At 39.7% G+C, this 22872-nt stretch carries 13 protein-coding genes; 9 read left to right on the top strand and 4 right to left on the bottom strand.

Annotated elements, in window-relative coordinates:
* Positions 1–43: 43 nt before the first annotated feature.
* A complete protein-coding gene (locus P3J6_RS03560; protein WP_198522243.1) occupies positions 44–598 on the bottom strand; it encodes a hypothetical protein in 555 nt (184 codons plus the stop codon).
* Positions 595–1866 (bottom strand): class I SAM-dependent methyltransferase, encoded by a 1272-nt coding sequence (locus P3J6_RS03555; RefSeq protein ID WP_198522242.1) that lies wholly within the window; start codon positions 1864–1866, stop codon positions 595–597. The genes P3J6_RS03560 and P3J6_RS03555 overlap by 4 nt, the downstream gene beginning before the upstream one ends.
* Before the next feature lie 136 nt (positions 1867–2002).
* Here P3J6_RS03555 and P3J6_RS03550 point away from each other — a divergent pair, with 136 nt between their 5' ends.
* The 8 genes from P3J6_RS03550 (at position 2003) to P3J6_RS03515 (ending at position 17147) form a co-directional block, all read left to right on the top strand.
* Entirely contained in the window at positions 2003–3064 is a 1062-nt protein-coding gene (locus P3J6_RS03550; RefSeq protein ID WP_198522241.1) for a phytanoyl-CoA dioxygenase family protein, read from the top strand.
* Between the two features lie 542 nt (positions 3065–3606).
* Entirely contained in the window at positions 3607–4857 is a 1251-nt protein-coding gene (locus P3J6_RS03545; protein WP_198522240.1) for a hypothetical protein, read from the top strand.
* Positions 4844–5770, top strand: a complete 927-nt coding sequence (locus P3J6_RS03540; protein ID WP_198522239.1) for a hypothetical protein — start codon at positions 4844–4846, stop codon at positions 5768–5770. The genes P3J6_RS03545 and P3J6_RS03540 overlap by 14 nt, the downstream gene beginning before the upstream one ends.
* Positions 5771–5801: 31 nt before the next feature.
* Positions 5802–6503 (top strand): phage tail protein, encoded by a 702-nt coding sequence (locus P3J6_RS03535; RefSeq protein ID WP_198522238.1) that lies wholly within the window; start codon positions 5802–5804, stop codon positions 6501–6503.
* Between the two features lie 6 nt (positions 6504–6509).
* Positions 6510–7334, top strand: coding sequence for a sulfotransferase (locus tag P3J6_RS03530; protein ID WP_198522237.1), 825 nt, complete (start codon positions 6510–6512; stop codon positions 7332–7334).
* A gap of 59 nt (positions 7335–7393) precedes the next feature.
* Positions 7394–16081 carry an Ig-like domain-containing protein gene (locus tag P3J6_RS03525; protein ID WP_198522236.1) on the top strand — a complete coding sequence of 2896 codons (8688 nt, stop codon included), beginning with the start codon at positions 7394–7396 and terminating at the stop codon, positions 16079–16081.
* Positions 16082–16227: 146 nt separating this feature from the next.
* Positions 16228–16800 carry an elongation factor P-like protein EfpL gene (efpL, locus tag P3J6_RS03520; RefSeq protein ID WP_010391355.1) on the top strand — a complete coding sequence of 191 codons (573 nt, stop codon included), beginning with the start codon at positions 16228–16230 and terminating at the stop codon, positions 16798–16800.
* Positions 16801–16943: 143 nt separating this feature from the next.
* A complete protein-coding gene (locus tag P3J6_RS03515) occupies positions 16944–17147 on the top strand; it encodes a hypothetical protein (RefSeq protein WP_138606245.1) in 204 nt (67 codons plus the stop codon).
* On the opposite strand, the gene P3J6_RS03510 is transcribed toward P3J6_RS03515, so the two are convergent.
* Together P3J6_RS03510 and P3J6_RS03505 are read right to left on the bottom strand one after the other, a co-directional pair.
* On the bottom strand, positions 17144–19384 hold the full coding sequence (locus P3J6_RS03510) for a sensor domain-containing protein (RefSeq protein WP_198522235.1): 2241 nt from the start codon (positions 19382–19384) through the stop codon (positions 17144–17146). The two genes, P3J6_RS03515 and P3J6_RS03510, sit on opposite strands and share 4 nt — an antisense overlap.
* Before the next feature lie 51 nt (positions 19385–19435).
* Positions 19436–22159 (bottom strand): insulinase family protein, encoded by a 2724-nt coding sequence (locus P3J6_RS03505; RefSeq protein ID WP_198522234.1) that lies wholly within the window; start codon positions 22157–22159, stop codon positions 19436–19438.
* A 184-nt stretch (positions 22160–22343) separates the two neighbouring features.
* Here P3J6_RS03505 and sixA point away from each other — a divergent pair, with 184 nt between their 5' ends.
* A complete protein-coding gene (gene sixA / locus P3J6_RS03500) occupies positions 22344–22820 on the top strand; it encodes a phosphohistidine phosphatase SixA (RefSeq protein WP_171039596.1) in 477 nt (158 codons plus the stop codon).
* Positions 22821–22872: the final 52 nt, after the last annotated feature.

Genomic DNA, 22872 nt, shown 5'->3' with positions numbered 1-22872 from the left:
TTGTCCTTTTTATTTTAAACAAAGTTCATCCATTTTTTGCAAACTATATATTTGGAAGCGTTTCTATCCAGCGACAGTCTCTGATCCACTTGACCATTACAGGGTAACCTTTGTTTGGGCAAGTCATTTGCCATGCTTGTAATAATGGAAACCCAAAACCATTCCCATTTTCAAAAGCATGCTTTAACGTCTTACTCGCACCTTTATAAGCATCTTTATGAAAGATAATATCTAGTGATAATGACAAATGAATAGCTGCTGCAACAGCCCAAGCTGTCGCAGCCATTTCTTCTGCGTGCATAGCTTGTTTCTCTCTGCCCGCAAGCAAGCCATTCTTATAAAAGTCAGCATCTAATAGGGGCCTAAAAATTGGCTCACAGACAGCAATATGCCCAGCCTCATGGAGGATATCACCAGGATAGAACCCATTGACAAAATCAAGCAATAAAACGCCTTTTTCTAGCTTAAGGCCGGGTAAAAAGGTTTTTTCGTCTAAGGTTTGATACCGGTGCTTTATTCCGATATGAGTAAGAAAGGTTAAAATTTTTTCAACGTCTTTAAGCTGTTTACCAGTGTTAACTTGAGCGTTAATAATCATGATAATGTGAGGTTGCTGTTAGTGCTTAGCCAAGTTTCAAATTCTTCTATACGTTGGCTTTGATAAAGTGCGACTGATGTTTCATGATATGGCAAGGCTAATGAGTCCAATAGATTGGTCCATTGTGTCCATTCATTTTCATCTACATTAATAGAGCAACCACATTTAGCTGCCTGTGCGTGCTCAAACATATGTTTTACGCCAGGTAACCCTAAGTTATTGAGCTCTGAAAATTTGGTTAATTTGATCTTAGTTTTAATTATCTTTTTTATTGGGAATGTAAATACAAAATCTGGGCTGTGTGGTGTTATGTATTCATAATGAATAGCTTCACCGCCACGAAGCTGCGCATCATGAGGTAAAAAAGTCAGCGGTATATTTAAACTACATTGATTTTCCGTTAGTTTATGGTGTTTGTATACTTGAATGTCGGTTGTTAGTTTGAGTCTGTAATTAGTATCAACGCCATTTGGGATTAGCATATTACCTTTGAAAGAAGATGCGTCTCCTGCATTTAAACGCCTTGCTTCGTCGATGTTTAAGCAATAAAACTCTTTTAGGAGTATGTCATCTGTTGTATTAGCTTCTGCAGACATTAAAGAGTTAAAAGGTGTTAGCCATGCCTTTAAAGAAATTTTTTGTGGGATTAATGTGCCAGAATCACTCAAGTATTGACATAAATGAGCAAAAATAAAAACTTGAGGTTCTCGCTTTAATAGCGCTGTCATAGTTTCTGAAATAATAATGTCAAATTGCTGAGAGGGGGGCGCTTGCCAGCAAGTTGCGTCATCACACGTAATTGCAACAATGTTTTGGGTGATTGAAAAGTGCTTTACTAGCTTTTTAATTGCACTGATATTTTCTGGATGAATGTCAATGAGTGTGACTTTTATACGTGAGTTTGTGGCAACACCTAAATAAGGAATAAGTAACGTGCCATAAGGACCTGTACCGGCATAAAGAACATGAATATCATCAGTCGTTGCTTTTAAACGTTCTTCAATAGCGAGTTTAACACCTTGCATAAAGATTTGCGTACGAAGAGTTTCTTCTATGCATTTAGCTGCTTGTACGGGAGAAATTGCAACGCCTTGGGATGTATTTTCATCGTTCCAGTCATTCATATCTAAATCAGTTGAAATAGACGTAATATTCCCTAAGTAATTTTTTAAATCGTTGATAAAAGGCTTTATCACCCCCGCATCAGCTGGCTCATTTAGCAAATGTGTAATCGCATTACGGTATCTGTTCAGTAACTCACTATCCATATCACTCCCTGTATTTAGCTACAAAAATCGTTGCTTGCAATAATATAGCACTCTATTCTAACTAAGTTTAGTCAGCGTTAATAAATCAATTTAAGGTGTTTTGCTTGTCTAAAATCAGGCGCGAAAAGGAGTTATTATGCAAAATGAATTGAGAGTAAAAGTACCTCCTCTGAAAACAACAATGCAGAGCATATTGCCCTGTTATAACGAAACTGGGCGTTTAGGTTTATTTCAATTAAAGCGAATGTGGCACAAAGTACAGTTTCAAAAGCAAGGCTGTGCAGATAAAAAAATAATAGAAGATGAATGGTCACTCGATGTGATGATCATGGATATTTTAGGCTTAGGGCTCACACCGACAATAGAGTCTATTTTTGCGAGTGATAGTTTTTTAACATTCGAAAACTGGGTAGAGCAGCATTATGGTATGGCTATTTCAAAGACGGCTAAAAGTGAGTTAAATGAAAAGATAGCTGCATTTTTCCAGCAAAAGGGCCTTAAACAACAAAAAATATTGCTAAATCAGCCTCGTCATTACGTTCTAACATCGCAGCAGTGGCAAAGCTGGGATGATAATGGTTACGTTATTATTCCTGAGTTAGTGGAAAAAACGCTATGTGAAGACGTTTGTAACATGGTATATGAACGTTTGAATATGGATAAACATAATCCTGTTTCATGGTATCGAAATCATGAACTTAAACAGGGAATTATGGTACAAATTTTTAATGATATAACCATGCAGGTTATTCGGCATCAGCCTCAGGTGCGAGATGTATTTGAGCAATTGTGGGGTGAAAACAATTTAACTGTAAGCACTGATAGGCTCAGTTTTAATCCACCGCAGACAGAAAGTTGGCGATTTCCTGGGCCAAATCTTCACTGGGATATAAACTTTAATAAACCGCTCAGATTTGCAACGCAAGGATTACTATACCTTACTGACGTTGCCGCTGAACAAGGTGCATTCAGTTGTGTACCTGGCTTTCATAAAAAAATAGACAACTGGCTTGCTAGTTTACCTAAAAATACCAATCCACATCATTTTAATTGCCAACAATGGCACAGTACTCCATTAGCTGCAAAAGCAGGTAGCTTAATTGTATGGCGACATACATTACCGCACGGTAGTTGTTCAAATAAGGGGAGTACACCTCGAATTGTACAATATATAAATATGACTCCATTAAATAAGTAGCTAAACAGCTCTCGATATAGGGAATAAGTAATGCTGTGTAATGGGGTGTAATGTTTTTTATTTTTAACTTATGCCAAAATTATACATAACTTATTGTTAAAAATAAGTAGATAGACTTTTCAAGTAAGCGACTATTAAAAATAATAGAATTAAAAAGTTGTATTCTACGTCTTGTGAGTTAATCTACTTACTGAACGTAATATTAATTTGCGACGTGTTTTTTCATGGTAGGATTGGTGTAAAGGAGTGCTTAAGTATGAATCTACATGATTCATAGTCTACAGCGAGTTTGGAATATGCGGCCCCCCACATTGATGAGCTATTAAAACATTCAATACGTACCCAGCTTGAGTCTCTTCTAAAATCTAGATTAACAACTGAACAACGCCCAAGTTGAACACCTTTAATTAGTGAACGCTTTTGAGGCCATACATGATCAAGTTGTGCAATCAGTAATATTGATAAAATGGATGGCTTCACAGTTTAATTGCTACATCATTGTACGCTAAGAAATATATATTATAAATTATAAGGAGTGTGTGGTGCTACACCATCAATTGTCTAAGTCAGCCGCATGTATTAGTGAAGAGCCAGTTGTAACTGGGTTACTTAATCAAGCACTGCGCGATCAAATTAGTTTGCTTAAACAGCAACCAGCTACAGCGTTGACTCTACAGCAGTCTTTTTTAGCAATCGCAGATCAAGCACTGACTGAAAGAGAGGATGCTGTGTTAATTGAAAAACTTTTTGTTGACGCTTACGAAGAAGCAATAAAAGTCCTTAGGCAAGCTCAATTGCATGAAGTTGAAATGACAAAACAGTATATTAATCAACATGGCCTAGTGATGTCGGTTTTAAACTGCACAACAACAATAAAAGATGTACATCGCAACACCCGTTTCTACAAAGGGATTTTTGAGCTTATTAATGATTTACAACAACGGGATTCGCAAATAAATATTGTCTACCCAGCTTGTGGGCCATTCGCCCCGTTATTATTACCTATTTTGCTGTATATGGATCAGCAAAAAATTATTTCACCACAAAAAGTACGCATTTCTTTAGTCGATATTCAACCTGGAGCGATCAAATCTCTCAAGGTGTTAGTTAATGAGTTGCAACTTAATGACTATATCGATGGCATTTACGAGGCTGATGCTGCTTTGTTTAAAGGTAACAAAGCGTTTGATATTTTTATTGCTGAGGCATTTCAGCATGGTTTTTCTAAAGAAGCTCATTTGAGTATATGCAGAAACTTTGCCTCTCAACTAAGCCATCATGGAGTAATGTTACCGTGTAAAATCATGGTTAATGCTGCATTAGTTAATTGCCAACGAGAATATGTTGAACAGTGGCTGCAACCGCAAAGCGATGCTGCGAATCCGATATTAAATCAAGATACGTTGAATGAAAGAATTGAGCTGGGAAATATATTAACTCTTGATCGTCATAGTTTGCTCACGCTAGACATAATTGCTCTTGGAGAACAACAAGTTGTACGCTGTAACACAGTTTCTATTCCTCAAACAGCCACTGATGTAAGTGAACTAACGCTTGTCCTTTACGCTGAAGTAATGACGTATAATGGGCATTGGTTACAGCAATATCAGTCAGGCATTACGCATCCATTGCCTATGTTTTCGGTATGTATTGATTTTGTACCTAAGGCCCCCGCAGTAGATGGTTTATTACTTACAAAAAAAGATAAAATAGATTTTTATTATAAGCTTACCGGTTTGACAGGTTTTTTGCCGACGAAAGCTGACGAAGAGGTACACTATGGAGCAAATTAGCAAGGTAGTGTTATTTACTTCAAGTTGTTTATCTATACCTACGATTGATATGTTGATACAGCGCCAGTTGTTAGTCGCTGTAGTATTAGTGCCAACGCAAACAAATAACATGCAAAGCGAAATTGGTCAATTGCAAGCACATTGCACATCACAAAATATACAATTTTCAGTATGGAATAATGATGATACGTTGCTTGCACAACTTGATGATTGGCAAGTATCAATGGCCTTGAGCTGTTTTAATGCGGGAACTCAAAGTCAAACGATTATTGATTTTTTTCATGGTAATGCTTATGGAATTTACCCTGCAAAGTTATCAGATTATCAAGGTACTGATCCACTCTACTGGCAAATTAGAGAGCATCAAGATAATTTGTTACTAACTGTTTATCGCTTAAGCTGCGAACACCCCCTACAATTTTCGTTACAGCAGAGTATAGCCATTCATCCATTTGATACTTATCAAAGCCTTGCTATTCGCGTTGCATCTGCAATCCCACAAGTGTTGAGTATTTTCTTCGAACAATTTGATAATTTGCATTGGCAATCAGATACCGACATTGAACAAATCAAGGTCGCGACAGCCCTGAACTATGATAATTTAACATTGTCTTTTGAACAGTACAGCGCGGTTGATTTAGTCGCGGCGGCAAGAGCGGGTAACCCGCTTTATGGTGGCTTTATTTTATCGGGTAAATTTGGTGATTTTAATGTGCTACAAGCATCCTTTGTTGATCAAGCCTCATTCACAGAGCCAGCTGGTACGGTCTTAAGTATTGACAAGTCACAAGGGTTAGTTGTGCAGACTAAACAAGGCTCAGTGGCATTAGATATTGTTTCATGTCAGTTTGGGTGTATTTCAGGTTATCGTTTTGCATCTTTAGCTAATATTACAGCTGGTATGCAATTGTAATTATATAAATTATTTTAAAAGGAAATACGTTATGAGCGCAGACCCATTTTTAGGCGAAGTGGAGATTTTTGCAGGAAATTTTGCCCCTAGAGGTTGGGCTATATGTGCAGGACAGCTATTGAGTATTGCTCAAAATACCGCCCTTTTTTCACTTGTTGGTACTACTTATGGTGGTGACGGCCGTTCGTCAATGGCGTTACCAGATATCAGAGGACGTACACCGGTAGGTGTTGGTAGTGGGGCTGGCTTGTCCAGTCGTGAGTGGGGCCAGCTTGGCGGAAGAGAATTTAGTAAAATTACATCTAATAATTTGCCACCGATGCAAAGTGCGATTGCATTGCCAAGTTTTGCACAGTCAGTTTCTGTCAGTATTCCTGGGCAGACGATAAGTGGAGTAACGGGATCTGCAAACATTGCAACAACACAAGATGCTAATAGTGGAGAACCAACAGCAGGTGCAGTACTTGCTACGGTTGTTGCTGGTGGTGGGCCTGATAAACAAGAAAAAATATATCAATCTACGGCACCAAGTTCATTGATCAGTATTGGTAATGTGACAGTTGATACATTTGATGTTCCAGCACAAGATAACATTGCCCTAACTCTGCCCGCGAATAGTTTAACAGGTATCGTTAATTTACATGGTGGTGGCCAATCGCTTTATTCTCAGTCACCATTTGTTGCTATGCATTATATCATCGCCATGCAAGGGATTTATCCGAGTCGGAGTTAACTATTTATGTCGCGTCATTATCATTTTATCGCTGGTTTACCGAGGACTGGTTCAACATTATTGGCTGGTATATTACGGCAAAACCCCGATTTTCATGCCGATATGTCAACCCCTGTAGCTGGTTTTGTTACTAGTTTACTTGAGCAAATGGGAGCTGGGAGCGAGTTTGCTAGTAGCATAAGCTCAGCGCAGCGCTTGAATATATGTCATGGAGTTTGGTCTGGGTATTACCAAGATGTTGAAAAGCCCATTATTTTTGATACCAATAGACTGTGGACTGCAAAGCTTAATATCTTAAATTCCTTATTTGGTAATGATTTTAAAGTGATGTGTTTAGTCAGAAATCCAGCTTGGATAATGGACAGTTTTGAACGTGTCTATAGGCAAAACAGTCTTGAATTTAGCCGTATTTATTCCCCCGCAGCACGACAAAACGTGTATACCCGCTGTGAGCACATTGCGTCTAATCAAGGGCCTTTTGGTAGTGCTTGGGCTGCGCTAAAAGAAGGTTTTTATGGTGAGTTTTCGGATCAGTTATTACTGATCGACTACGATTTGCTCGTAAGTAAACCTGAAAAGAGTGTGGCTCTAATTTATCAGTTTTTAGGCTTACCGAACTTTGCGCATGACTTTGAAAATGTAACATATAACGCCAGTGAATTTGATAAAAACTTAGGTGCAGATGGCTTACATACAGTGAAAAATAAAGTGGCTTTTACTGGGCGTAAAACTGTACTCCCCCCAGAACTATTTAAAAAATACAGTGATATGGCTTTTTGGTTAGAACCACAAGGCAGTAACGCAAGTTTAATAACACAAAAAACACCTTAATTTACCAGTTATGGTATTAAAAACGTTGTTCTCCATAAATATATTAAAGGATTGAATACATGCTGAAATTCTCCTTATCGCCTATTTCTATTGTTGTCGGTTCGGTTTTAGGGCTCACTCAAACCGCAGGCATTGCACAGAGTGTACAAGTGCCAGTGCAATCAGAGTTTAAACTCACTCCACTTATAGTGCCAAGTATTAATTCATTTAAGGCAAAGGCTGATGATCTTGTGTTAACTGCTGCAAGCAGTGTTAACCATCTAGTCATTATCGATGCGGGAGTACCTGATAAAGCCTTATTTTATAGCGATTTAAATGCAGAGACAGAGATTGTTGAACTCAATGCTGATGAATCAGGTATAAATCAGCTTGAAGAGTTGCTTGGTCGTTACCAGCAGTTAGAGAGCGTGAGTATATTTTCTCATGGGCGCAGTGGAGAGCTACAACTAGGTAACAGCCAAATAAATACTGCGGTTATTGAAAGTAACCCACAATTAATGGCGGTATTTAAGGGGGCTGTAAAACCTGGTGGGGATGTGTTTTTTTATGGCTGTGACATTGGTAAGGGTCTGCAAGGCGATCAATTTTTAACACTCTTTAGTCAGTCAACGGAGCTTGATGTAGCCGCTTCTAACGATTTAACCGGTAATAGTCATAAAGGCGGAGATTGGGATTTAGAAATAGTTAAAGGGGATGTCGATTTTGCTGATAGACCATTTTCAGAGCGAGCCTTGATTGACTTTTCTGAGGTGTTAGCGTTTGATGGTACATTGAATTTTGATAATATACCTACGGGATACGCTAATAATAAGAGTTATATAATACCGGGTACCAGCTACAGCATAAAAGTTAAGTCTGGGGCTGGTGGGGGTCAAGATTTATATAATTTTTCAGCGGGCTATGTTTATATATCTACAAGCTCATCATCTCAGACATACAGTAAAATATATTTTACAAATAACGAAACGTTTGATTTATCTAGTTTATATGTTTATAACTCAAGTGGTAGTAATAGAGTTATACGGCTAACAACGGATAAAGGAGGCGTAGCGGATAGCGGGACTTTACCGAGCGGTAGCAGCGAGACTATAAATGCTTCTGGTGCGTTATTTACAGAAATAAAATGGTTAAAAATAGCTTATTCTGATAACTCTACTCTTAGCTGGTTAAAAATTGACAACCTTGCCATCACTAACTTGTCTTCAACTCCTGTTAATTCAGCGCCTGTTGTTGATTTAAATGGTGGGATTCCAGGTACAGGGAGTTTTTCGGCGTTTACTGAAGGCAGCCCTGCTACCGTGATTGCACCCGATGCTGAAGCCGGTGATAGTGATGGCGACTCAATAACAACAATAACCGTTGCATTAACAAATGATCAAGATGGCGCCTCAGAAGGTCTTAATGTATCTGCCAGTGCGCAAAATGCACTTGGGGGTGTAAGTGGTGCATCAGATATTAGTTTACAAGACACAATTTCTATTACAGGTGCAACTGCAACAACGGCTGAAGTTACCACTTTCCTTAAAGCAATCACGTATAACAATACCAGTTCGTCGCCCAACACAACTTCGCGGACAGTGTCAGTTGTTATCAATGATGGCACTGAAAACAGTACTAGCCGTACAGCGACAATTTCAGTGGCTAATCTTACAGCAGCTAGCTCTACAGCAGCGGGTTTTAGCACCTTAGATGGTACAAATTTAAATCCGGCAATAACGTTTAGTAGTGATGATGAGGTTTTAACTGTATCTTCAGCAAGCCATATTATAGGGTCTACAGCCCAGGGTGGCGATGGTACAGATGAGATTATTGTTATAGATGGTAGTGATCTCACACAATTTACCAGTTTAACCTCCTTTGAAACGCTCTCTACTTATAATGACGGCTCATTAACGCTCAGCGAGTCGCAACACGATGCGTTTACAACGATAAATGGCGCTGGAACAAATACATTTACTTTGGCAAGTGCAGATGGTGATAGCAGCGTAATTGCAGATGCAGACATAGAAACGTATGTTTTAAATGCTGCTTTTAATATTACTTTAGCTGGGACCGCGCAAAATGTTACCGGTAGTAGCAATGCTGATACTATTAATATTGCTGGATTGAGCGTGACAGGTACGCTTGCTGGCGGCGGCGATACCGATGTACTGCAAATGAGCACCGGTGCTGATATTAGTAATGCCACGGTAAGTGCATTTGAGTCTTTAGCATTAAATAGTGGTGCTTCAGTGACGATGACTGAGGCGCAGCACGACAGCTTTCCTTCGATAACAGCAAGTGGCACTGATTCAATTACCATAAGCACCGCGACCGATGGCCTAACTGGTAATAGTTCGGTTGAAACGTATGTGTTGAGTGCAGCGAATACATTTACGTTAGGCAATGCATCACAGAATCTAACCGGTAGTGGTGGTGACGACACGGTTAATGTGAATGCACTGAGTGCGACGGGTATTTTAGCGGGCGGAATTGGTACCGATACCTTGGTTGTTACCAACGGTGGTAATATATCAGGTGCGACAGTCAGCGGGTTTGAAGATTTATCGGTTGCTGCTGGTGGCACAGTCACCCTAGGCGCATCTCAGCTTGCGAGTTTTTCTGGCACAGTATCAGGCAGTGGCACTGAGACAATTTCTGTTTCAGGAGATGGTAATGTAAGTACTGTTTCGGCAATAGAAAGTTATACCTTAAATGACGATAGTACGAATACGCGCTCGGTTACTGTCACTAATGCTAGCCACTCTGTAACTGCAACCTCTGCGACTGATGCAATTACGTTTGATTTAGGTTCACTTACATTTACTGGAATCATTACCGGTGACAATACTGTTGCAGATACACTGAGTTTAAGTAATGGTGCAAATATATCAGCTGGGACCATAAATAATATAAATAACCTAACCTTGGCATCTGGTGCTTCAGTTAACATGACGACCAGCCAGCACCAAGGATTTTCAGGCACAATCACGGCTCCAGGCTCAGAGTCTATTACCATTAGCGGAGATGGCGATTTTACTACTTTAGCAGGTGTTGAAAGCTATAGCGTGGGTGATGACAGCACTAATACTAGAATCATTACAGTTTCAAGCAGTAACACCAATGTGGATGCTACTTCAGCTACTGATGTTGTTACGTTTGCAATAGGCACTAGTGCATACACTGGTACCCTTACAGGCGACGCAACAGCAAGTGATATTGTTAACGTATCTGATGGCGCGGATGTCACAGGAGGGGGCTTCTTTAATATTGGTACATTAAGCTTAGCCTCTGCTGCAACAGTAGCAATTGATGTTAATAATATTAATGATTTTAATACAGCCATTACAGGCTCTGCTGGCGCTGATACGCTAAAACTTATGGATGGTGGTATTTTTAATTTTTCCAGCACCACGGTATCGGGTATTGAAAATCTGGCAATAGGCACTAACAGCAACACGACTATCACCTTAACCGATAATTTTAATACTGATGCTGGCGTTGTGTCTTTTTCTAATGCTAGTGGCAGTGCTATTACAGCTGCAGTGACGCTAGATGCAAGTGCATTTAGCGCTGACATTTTAACAATGACCTCATCAGATTTTAGTGGTGATGATGTACTTAAAGGTGGCTCTGGAGCCGATACTTTACGCCCAGGCGCTGGTACAGATACGTTAACAGGTAACGCAGGTAATGATAATTTTGTAGGTAGCTCATCTCAATTATCAGGCGATACAATTACCGATTTAGCCGCAGGCGATCGTATTACTATTGCTGGTATTACAGGGCTTTCAGCCAGTAACGTACGTTTTAATGGCACAAGTACATTAGAAGTAGATACCAACGCCACTGATTTTAACATTTCTGAGCTAACTCTTGCTCTTACAAACGCACCAGGCAACGACCTTACCTTTACGGTTGCTGATAGTGGCCCTGATACTATCATTACTTTTATTTCACCGAACTCAGCACCCACATTTAGTTCGCTTAATGGCGGTGCTACATTTATCGAAAATGGCAGTGCAGTGATAATAGATAGCGATATGACAATTGCAGATGCTGAGCTTGATGCACTTAACAGCAACGCAGGGGATTACAACAATGCTAGCTTGACTATTCGCCGGCGCGATGGCGCAAGTACAGAAGATATATTTGCTCATTCGGGACTACTCAGTACATTAACTGAGGGAAGTACATTTAGTTACAATGCTAATAATATAGGGACTGTTACCACAAACTCGGCAGGCACTTTAACGCTAACATTTAATAGTAATGCCACTTCTGCAATCGTAGATTCTGTTGCGCAAGCTATTACCTATGCCAACAACTCAGATGTGCCTTTAAATGCAACTGTGCTTGACTATGTATTTGATGATGGCGCGGTTCAAAGCACCGGTACTAATCAAGCGTCAGTCAGTATTACCTCTGTTAATGATGCGCCTACAGTATCAGCAATCGGGGCTAACCCAACCTTTACAGAAAATGGCTCAGCAGTGGCTATCTTCTCTTCCGCTGCTGTTAGCACGGTTGAGAGTGGGCAAAATATTGAACAAATATCACTAACAGTTACTAATGTAAAAGATACGGGCCATGAGTTTCTTCAATTTGGCACCGATCTTATCAACTTAGAGCATAATGCATCGGGTACTTATTCGGGAGCCGTTAACTTTAGCTACACGGTTATGTTAAGTGGCTCAACGGCAACGGTAACGGTTACCGCAACAGATTCAGCTGCAGTATGGCAAAGTTATGTGCCGTTCTTACAGTATAAAAATACCAGTGATTCGCCTACCACCGACAATAGAGTTGTTACACTTACATCAATAAAAGACAGTGGCGGTACATCTAATGGTGGCGCAGATAGAGCAATTGGTAGTTTTGGCTCTTCTACAGTAATCGTAGTGGGTGAAAATAATGCGCCTACTGATATCAGCCTTTCAAGCTCTACGATTAGTGAATCAGTTGTGGGGGCAGGTGCTGATGTTGGAGTATTAACGACTACGGATGCTGATTCGAACAGTCATACTTATTCGCTAGTTTCATCTACATCAGCTGCAACGGGTAGTTGTACCACAAGCGCGGGCAATAGCTTTTTCCAAATAAATGGCAACACGTTAGAAACCAAAGCGGCATTACCACTGGGCGCTTATACGGTTTGTGTGCAAACAGATGACAGTGCCGAAACCTTTAAAAAATCATTTACTATAACAGTAATTGAAGCGCCTAAACCGACTACCCCTGAGATCAGTGGCACAGCAGCTACAAAAGTAAATCAAGATGAGCTTTATAACTTTATCCCTTCGGCAACAGACCCACAAAATAAAGCACTGACGTTTAGCATTGCTAACAAGCCTAGTTGGGCTAGTTTCAATACTGCAACAGGTAATTTATTGGGTACGCCCACTAAGGCAAATGTAGGGCTTTATCCAAACATTACTATCGCTGTTAGTAATGGTAGCGAGCAGGCAAGCCTGTCACCTTTTAACTTGGAAGTGGTATCAACAAATAGTGCTCCGATTGCACCTAACTTAAGTTTAGAGCTTGATGAAGATTCTAATATTAGCTTTTCCCCTGATATTACAGATGCAGACTTAGACACACTAACAATTAGCGCTGTGTCGCAGCCTCAATTTGGTACATTAACCAAGCAAGCCAATACATTCACTTATACACCTAATGCAGACTATTTTGGCCCTGATAGTTTTAATTATCTTGCAGATGATACAAAGGAAAAATCTGCTATTGCTACAGTGAATTTTACGGTGGCTTCCATTAATGATGCGCCAATTGCTAATCCAGATAGCTATTCATTAAATAGCAACGCTGATAATCGCTACTCACTTGATGTGTTAGTTAATGATACCGATGTTGATGACGATGAATTGGTAATTGTTAGTGCTAACGCTAGCGTGGGAACAGTGCAAATTGAAGAGGGAACGCTGGTTTATCAGACCCAGGCAAGCACCAAAGGGACCATTCAAATTAATTATTTGATTGAAGACCCTGATAAAGAAATGAGTAGAACAACAGCAACATTAACGTTAAATAATCAAGCAGAAAATTTGCCAACCATCGAAACACCGGCTGATATTGATGTTAATGCAAAAGGGTTGTTTACAAAGGTCAAGTTAGGTGTACCTTCGGCAATGGATAGCGAAGGTAATAAATTAGCAGTCTCATTAGTTAACCCAAGTTTGTTGTATGCGCCAGGTAAGCATTTAGTTTACTGGAAAGCAGTAGACAGCAGCGGGCTTGAAGCAATCGCAACGCAAAATGTAAACGTGAGTCCGCTTATTTCGCTTAGTAAAAATAGCGAAATAGCTGAGAATAAAACACATAGCTTTAATGTGTTTTTAAATGGTGAAGCACCCAGTTATCCAGTGACGATTGCCTATGAAGTATCGGGTACTGCTGATAGCTCTGATCATGATTTAGTGTCGTCAGAGTTGGTTATTAACAGTGGCACGCAGGGACAAGTTAATTTTACAACGTATGCAGACTCCGAAACGGAAGGCAATGAAACCGTTGTAATTACACTGGCAGATACACTAAATTTAGGTGCGAAGTCTTCAGCCACAATCACTATTGTTGAAAATAATGTAGCACCTACTATTAGTACCAGTATTACACAAGGTTCTCAACAAAGATCACTTGTTACCATAGGTAATGATCTTGTCACGATTAAAGCTGTTGCTCAGGATGCAAATCCGAACGATATCGTAACGTTAAAGTGGGTATCAGAGGATAATAAACTCCTTAATACAAGCGCAAATGAAAACGAATTTGTTTTTTCAACACAATCACTAACTCCTGGTATTTATAAAGTAACGGTAACAGCGCAAGACTCTGGCGAGCCAAGTCTCTCAACAACAAAAGATGTTTACGTTGAAGTATTAACCTCACTTGAGGCGCTAGGGCAGGAAGATTCCGATGGTGACCTTATCCCAGATGCACAAGAAGGTTACGGTGATAATGACGGTGATGGCATTCCTGATTATTTAGATGCAATCAGTGAATGTAATGTCATGCAAGAACAAGTTAAAGACAGTGATAAGTTCTTAGTAGAAGGCGAGCCGGGCGTTTGCGTTAGAAAAGGGGTTACAGTTTCACAAAATGCAATGGGCGGTGTTCAGTTGCTTGATAGTGAATTACCTGAAGATGAAGGCGCGGTAAATACAGGCGGACTATTTGATTTTATCGCAACAGGTTTACCTAATGCTGGAGATACTTACAGCATAGTAATACCGCAAAGAAAACCAATCTCACAAAACTCTGTTTACAGAAAATTAAAAGAGGGACAGTGGATTGATTTTGATACATCTGGTGACAACCAATTACTCTCTACAGCTGGTGAACCTGGCTATTGTCCTCCACCAAGAAGCAGTGAGTGGGCGCAAGGGCTTACTGAAGGCGCTTGGTGTGTGCAATTACAAATTGTTGATGGTGGCCCTAATGATGACGATGGCAAAGCGAATCGCTCAATAGTCGACCCTGGTGGTGTTGCAATTGTTCGTACATCGAACCAGCTTCCTAAGGCTAATCAGGATGAGATAACAATTGGTGCAGGGGAATCGGCGACTATTGATGTATTAAAAAATGATACAGATCTGGACGGCGATACACTTACTTTAAGCGGCGCGACGGCTGATTTTGGTGATGTAAGTATTGTTGATGAGCAGTTACTGTATACCCCACCAGCTGGATTTGTTGGTGTTGCGATTATTGAATATAGTATTAGTGATGGCAAAGGGGGCACATCAAACAGCCAAGTTAAAGTTAACTTAGTTATAAATAATGCACCAACAGCTGTTTTTGATTCGGCAACAACCACAGATAACACATCGATAGAAATAGATGTACTTCGTAATGATTCAGATATTGATGGTGATGAATTATTTGTCGTTAATGCAGTTGCAGCTCAAGGCACAGTAACAATTAACATTAACGGCACTTTACAATACATACCTAAAAGCGGCTTTGACGGTGTTGATATTATTGATTACACAATAAAAGATAGCAAAGGTGCAAAGTCTACAGCACAAGTAAAAGTGACGGTTAGCGCTGTTAAATCAGTGGCCATCAGTAATAAGTCATCAGGAGGAAGTATGGGAGGTTTGGGTTTATTACTGATTTCAGTACTTGTTATTAGTCGAAGAAGATCAATACTTCCAAGCTTTGCAATAGTAACGACTAGTTGTTTAATTAGCACCAGTGCAATGGCTGATACATGGTCGTTTGAGGCCACGCTAGGTGAGTCTAAAGCAAAGCATTCTTTAGCAACTAAGGACAACAAGGCTAATTTAGATTCTATTGATGATACTGATACTAGCTGGTCAATTGGCGCTTATTATGACCTGTCACCTAATTGGGAAGTCGCTATAAGATATATTGATTTAGGTGAAGGTCGAGCCGATTTAACTGCCCAAACAGTGAAAGCTGATGCAGATAAATTACATCAAGATTATTCACGCTTTGTACCGGTGTTACCAAAAGGGGTGGCAGCTGAAGTAGGTTACCGACATATGCTTGCTGAATCTTTAAGTACAAAGGTATTTTTAGGCGCTTATCGTCATCAGTATAAAATACAAAGTAGCATCACGGATGGAGCTCCCTTAGAGTATAAAGAACACGCTACCAAACCTTATATAGGTGCCGCTTTAGGTTATTCGGTTTATAAACAGACTGAATTATTACTAAAGTATACTTATTATAAAGTTTCAAAAAATGATGTAAGTGAGTTATCAGCAGGAATAAAAGTACGCTTTTAAGTTGATGCGTAGTGTGATCAGCGCCGCTATTAGCGGCGCTGAACCACATATTTTTAAAAAGTATGACTAAGTTGTTTTGTTTCTATTGAAGATTCTTCAGTTCGTGGTATGTTTCTCGCAATCAAAAAAACAATAGGAATTCACCCATGCCAAAGGCGAGTGATGTTAAAAAAGGGACGGCTATTGACTTTAATGGCCGTGTATTAGTAGTAAAAGATATTGTACGCTCAGTACCACAAGGTCGTGCTGGTGGTAGTTTATACCGTATGCGTTTATACGATGTAGTAACGGGTAGTAAAGTTGACGAAACATTTAAAGACAGCGATATGCTTAACCTTGCTGATTTAACTCGTCGTGAAGCCATGCTGTCGTACATTGATGGCGATGAGTATGTCTTCATGGATAATGAAGATTACACGCCTTACAATTTAAATAAAGACGCCATAGCGGAAGAAATTCAATTTGTTAATGAAGAGACCCAAGGTGTGCACGTTATTGTAATTGACGGTACTGCTGTAGGTCTTGATCTTCCTTCAAGTGTTGAGCTTGTTGTTGAAGAAACTGATCCTTCAATTAAAGGGGCTTCAGCTAGCGCTCGCTCAAAGCCTGCACGCTTATCAACTGGCTTAACAATTCAAGTGCCAGAGCATATTTCAACCGGTGATCGTATCCGCATAAATACTGCTGAGCATAAGTTTATGGGTCGTGCTGACAAGTAAGCTGTAATGATAATTAAGAGCCGAGCACTTAAGTTGCTCGGCTTTTTTGTGTCTGATTTATAAGCACCGCCACTAAAGAATACGTTGCTTTAATTTTCGCCAGTTTAACGCTATTATATGCGCCTTAATTTTTCAGCAGTCAGATGAGCATGGTATTATTTATTTTACTCAGTGGTGTGTTTATCGCACTTATGTATATTGAAACCATTAAAAAGGGTATGCCTGTTAAGCGTTGGTTATTTTTGGGTGGATTATTAGGGCCTGCAGCCTGGTGTTTATTTAATCTACATTATCGACGTGCATTAATACGTAATATTGGTGCAAAAACGTGTCTATGGCGTGCTTAGCTAGTCGCTCTAACTAAGCTGAGTTTTGATTGGCTTTGCTGTTGTTTTAAAAATGCAGTGAATTCATCTTTTGAGAGTGGTTTAGAATAGTAATAGCCTTGTAGTGTTTCACAGTTAAGCTCTTCCAGTATACTTATTTGTGAAGCTTGTTCTACACCTTCAGCAACTACATGTAAATCAAGGTTATGTGCAATAGTGACAATAGAGTCCACCATATTGCGGCCGCGTTCGGTTTTCATATCATCAACAAAGGCTTTATCTATCTTAAGCGTATTCAGTGGAAACTGTTTCAAATATGCCAGCGACGAATACCCAGTACCAAAATCATCCATAGCTAAATGAATGCCACGGGCACTTAGAGAGCGCATAATAGCAATGGCTTCTTGTGGGTCGTCCATTACCGTGCCTTCAGTGATCTCAAGCTCTAAAAAGTAAGAGGGCAGTTCATTTTTTTGTAAAATCACATCAATGCGCGAAGTTAAATCGGGTAAGCTAAACTGTTTTGCTGATAAATTTACCGCAACACGAGCGTTAAATAATCCAGCGTCTAACCATTGTTTTACGTCACGACAAGCTTTGTTTAAAACCACTTCACCAATTTCAATAATTTGCCCTGTTTCTTCGGCGATTGGAATAAATACCCCCGGGCTAATAACCCCTTTTTTCGGCGTAATAAAACGCACTAACGCTTCCATTCCAGCAAGCTTACCAGTACGAATATTCATTTTAGGCTGATAATACACCTCAAAGTGATCTTCTTTTAAGCCAAAGCGCATTAGGTTTTCTATTTGTAGTCGCTTTACTGCTTGGCGATTCATGTTGTCATTAAAGAACAGGTAGCTGTTACCTTTCTTTTTCGCATGATACATAGCGGTATCGGCGTTCTTTAATAGTATTTCAGGGGTGTTACCATCTTCGGGGAATAACACTATGCCAACACTGGATGTGATAGCAAGTTCATGTCCTGCCATTTTAAATGGTGTGGCTATTGCTGCTAAAAACTGTTTCGCCATGCGGGTGATGGTGAGAATATCGTTGGTGTTTGACATAACCAGCGCAAATTCGTCGCCGCCTAGGCGATAAAACACATCATTTTCACGGGTAAGCTTATTTAAGCGCATAGCAAGCTTTGCCAGTAAGCTGTCACCTAACTGATGACCCAATGAGTCATTTATCTTTTTAAAGTTATCTAAGTCAAATACTAGCAAGGCATGGTGTGAATGCTCCTTTGCTAATTTTTTTAAGTCAGAAAAAAATAAATTACGGTTTGGTAAGCTGGTGGTGCGATCTCGATTGGATAAATTATTGAGCTCAGACTCCGTTTTTTTACGCTCGGTTAAATCAGAATACACCACCACGTAATTGGTAATTTGATTTTGCGCGTTTTTAATTTCATCTATCGAGATTTCAAATGGTAGTAGAGCATGGTCGCTATTACGCAGCTTTACTTCTTCTTGAATATGTTCATGCTTTCGAACGGTGTCTTTTATGGACTCTATATAGCCTCTGTCGTAACCGGCTAAATGAAATTCTTTTTTAAGGTATTGCTCACGTACACCGCCGAACAAAGTTAAAAAGCTGGGATTAATGTCAACAAGCTTAAAATCTTTATCATAAATAGCCAGTGCATCGGTAAACGACTCAACGCATTTTGCAAATAGGTTTAGTCGCTCTTCGGTTGATTTGAGCTGAGAAATATCTCTTACCGTGCCAGTCATTCGCAATGGACTAAGGTTCGCGTCTTTTTCGATTATTTTTCCACGGTCGAGTACCCAATGCCATTTACCAAAGCTATCTTTAATACGATAAGTGGCTTCGAAAAAAGTACTCTCTTCAGCAAAATGTTTTTTTAGTAGATAATCTACATGGGTTAAATCGCGAGGGTGTATTAGGCTTTTATTCGGTGGGAATTCTACTAGATTGTTGTTATTCAGTACGTACTTGTCGTTAATACGAATAACCTTGCCGGTTTTTATATTCCAGTCCCATAGTGTGTCACCACTGCCTTCTACGGTGCTTTTTAAACGCTTTTCAGACTGCTGTAATTGAGAATGTGAGCGTTTTAGAGAGTGAATAACCGTAAACAAATAAATTAACAGTAATGACATTATTGCGCACACGCTAACGACAAGCGCATTTAAGTTCAAGCTAAACGATGACTCAAATGCACTAGCAGAATGGGCTGTGGCCAAAGTGGCCAACAATAGAATGTATTTTATTATTTTTATTTTTTTCATTGTCTTACTTCTTATTTACAAAAGACAATCTAAATCAAGCGCGCGCAAGAGTCAAAGAGAATGAGAATAAAGTGGTAGATTCTTCGGTTGATTCACAGATTTAGCGCTTAAAAGCTCATATCTTGGGCGATCTGCATTAAAAATTTCAGCTGCATAGGCTTTTACATCCTCAAGCGTTAATGCGTTTAAAGAATCCAGCAGGCGTTGCTGCATATTAAACTGGTGATCGCCATTGCCAATAGCAAGCCATAAACGTTGTGAACGTAAACGCAAGTTTTTGTCTTTTTCGGCAATATGCGTTGTTAGCCCATATTTTTGTTGCAGCCAGGCTTGCTCTGTTAGTTCATCAATGGTTGATAAATACTGACTGATGAACACATTATGCCTGTGTAGTAACATGTTTGGTTCAAATTTAGGTGACTGAATATAAAAAGCAATTCCGGCACGAGTATTAAAGGGCGCATAACCGGCACCGACCAAATAACCCAATTGTTGTGTGGTGCGTAGTTCATTGAAATAATCTTGATTAATTAAGTGATTAAGCGCCATCATTTTTACTTTTTCATCAACATCATCGCTTAATGCTTGGTAGTAAATCACCATGGCATTATCGCTACAAGCGAGTTCTAATTCGTAACGAGTCACTTTAGTAATTTCAAAGAGTGGGCGCTTTAAATCTTCTATAACTGCTGACTTTTTAAGGTGTAGTGCCACCTTTTTCTGAAACTCAAGGGCTTCACTTTGCTGCCAATTGCCATGTAAAAAAGACTCAACATGAAGTGCATTAAAAAACGCCTGTCTAAACTCATTAAACTGATGAAAACAGGTATCTTTAAGTGCATTTGCTAACTCCTCAGGCTGTGGGTTCCACGGCATTATCTTAGCGCCTAATATACTAAAGAGCTCACTAACAGGTTTATTTTGGTTACTATTGCGCCAATGCCTTACCAGTTGCTTTTTATATTCAGCAAAGCGTTTAGCACAAATTTTTACGTTAAATAGTGCATCAATTAGTTGATCAACCAGCTCAAGTTGGCTTGAAGATAGCCCCGCAGTATGCAAGGTTAAGCCACCTTGGTGAGAGGTTAAGTGATAACTTAAGCCCGCGAGCTCAGCTGGATAAAACTGTTCGCCAACACTATCCATAAACAAATCAGAAAACAATCGAGTCAATGCCATATGCTTTACATCTTTAACTGCAAAGTCAGAGTCCATGGCTAAATAAAAATGCCCTTTGGCCACTCTGAAGGTGGCATCTTGTTTAAACCAAAAGTCAAAGCCAGCTTCTTTTACCAGCAACGTTGGATGAGCTTGCTGCGACTCTATTGGATATAAAACAACATCTTTAGCTAAATAAGGATTTGCGTTAGGTAATAACATTTCACCCTGTGGCTGACTAATTTGTGCCAACGCTTCGAGCCAATGCAGTGACAATTTTTCAATTTTATACGGTGTGTTATACCAAGCAGCTGTGTGTTCAGGCTCTACACCCGGATGAATCAGCACTAAACGCATATTGTGAGGGGTTAACCATTGCATTGCCATTTCATGAGTGGTGGCTTTAAAGCCTTCCATTAAATAGTCGCCCTGTAAGTAATTAACTTCATCGTAATGTTGCATGTTAATACTTAAGTTACTGACCCAGTCAATCAGTCGAGATTTTTCTTGGTTATCAAATGCGATCTGTAGCAGTTTTTGTTTATCTTGATACAAGCGAGGCAGTTTGTTGATGTTGTTATTTATTAGGCAAATGTATTCAAATACCATTTCAATAATGTCTTCGTAGTATTCAATGCCTTCATCGGTCAGCGCCATGCTAATATTAAAATCTTTAAAGTTACTACCGTTGATGCCACCTCCGGCAGAAAGAGCATTGATCCAACCTTGTTCTTTAAGCACAGAATACAACGAGCCTTGCCCTTCGTACCCTAGTAAATGGGCAATAAAACTAACTGTTTTATGACGGTAAAAATCGTCTATGTTTGGCATGGCAAAGCTAATAATCAGCTTTTGTACGTGTTTATGTGGCTCTATATGAAGCAACTTACCTAAGTCTTGGCTGCGATAAAGCGGCGCTTCTATAGGTGGTTTTAATTTACCTTGTTTGCCTTTAATTTGGCAAAAATGCTGAGTTGCCCATGCTTCTAGTGTATCTAATGATTCATTGGCACAAATCACTAGAGTCATCCATTGAGCTTGGTAGTGCTGATTAAAAAAGTCACGTAATTCATCACTAATACAGCGTTGTCTATCGGCTAATGTTTGTAGGTTGCCTACAGAGAACTTAGCAAATGGATGTGCAGGGTTAACAGTTTCTTTATGCACTTGATATATACGTCGGCCATCGTCTTTAATCTTTAATTTAAACTCAGCCTCAATGGCATTTCGTTCTTTTTCGGTTTCTGCGGGATCCAAGCTGGGCGCTATAAAAAAACGGCTAAATTGCGCTAATGCCGATTCAATATGATTGTTATTAATATCAAAAAAGTAGCAGGTATGCTCCGTGCCAGTCCAAGCATTGGTGTTACCACCAGATTGAGAGACAAAATTATTAAAACTACCGGATTCAGGATACAGATCAGTGCCTAAAAACAACATATGCTCTAAAAAATGCGCTAAGCCTTGCCTATCAAGAGGATCGTCAAAGTGACCAGTGTTAACGGCCATAGAGGCTGCCGCTTTTGCTGAGTCCTGATCGCGCACTAAAAGCACTTTTAGACCATTGTCCAGTGTTAGTGTGCGGTAAGCTCTGTTATCATTGGTGCTGATTTTCAAATGATGCTCCTGAAACTAAACGTATAATTGTTAACAACAGATGATAACTTCAGGAATGCGACGCTATTTACCTGAACATCATGAAAGAACTATTTTAAGAAAATAAATAGGTTTGAGTTATTAATATAGCGGAAATTCGAGCAAATTGGCTACTGTTTTATATTCTTTAATTGGTTGATTTTTTATGAAAACAATCTTGATAATGCGTCATGGTGAAGCAATACCTATGCAGGCTGATGATGTCAGTAGAAGTTTGACTTCTATGGGTCAGCAACAAGCTGAAAAAATGGGGCTATGGTTGCAAAAAATGCACGCTCCCAGTGGCTTGTTAGTTAGTCCTTATGTTAGAGCGCAGCAAACCGCTGAGGCTGTTAAAAAAAGTAATCGTTTTTTATTTGAAGAAACCTGTCACGATATTATTCCTGAAGGGAACCCTCAGGTTGCAGCAGATTATTTAGAAACGTTAATTGCCCTCCACCCAGAATGCGATACCTGGCTGGTTGTTGCCCATATGCCTATGGTGAGCTATTTGGTTGACCAACTATGCGCGGGTAACATGCCAATTTTTAACACCGGTGCAGTTGCCCAAATTAGTTATGATGAAGCGAGCCATAAAAGTGATTACATCACCATAAATGCGCCAGCTAATGTAACCGTATAAACTACGAACCTCCCCAGCTTAAAGCCTGACGATAAAACGTGGTTAGGCATTT

Origin of the sequence: Pseudoalteromonas sp. 3J6, assembly GCF_903995135.1 — a bacterium.
Taxonomy (GTDB): Bacteria; Pseudomonadota; Gammaproteobacteria; order Enterobacterales; family Alteromonadaceae; genus Pseudoalteromonas.
Note: the sequence above shows the minus strand (reverse complement) of the source record. Positions and strands in the feature narration are given on the sequence as shown.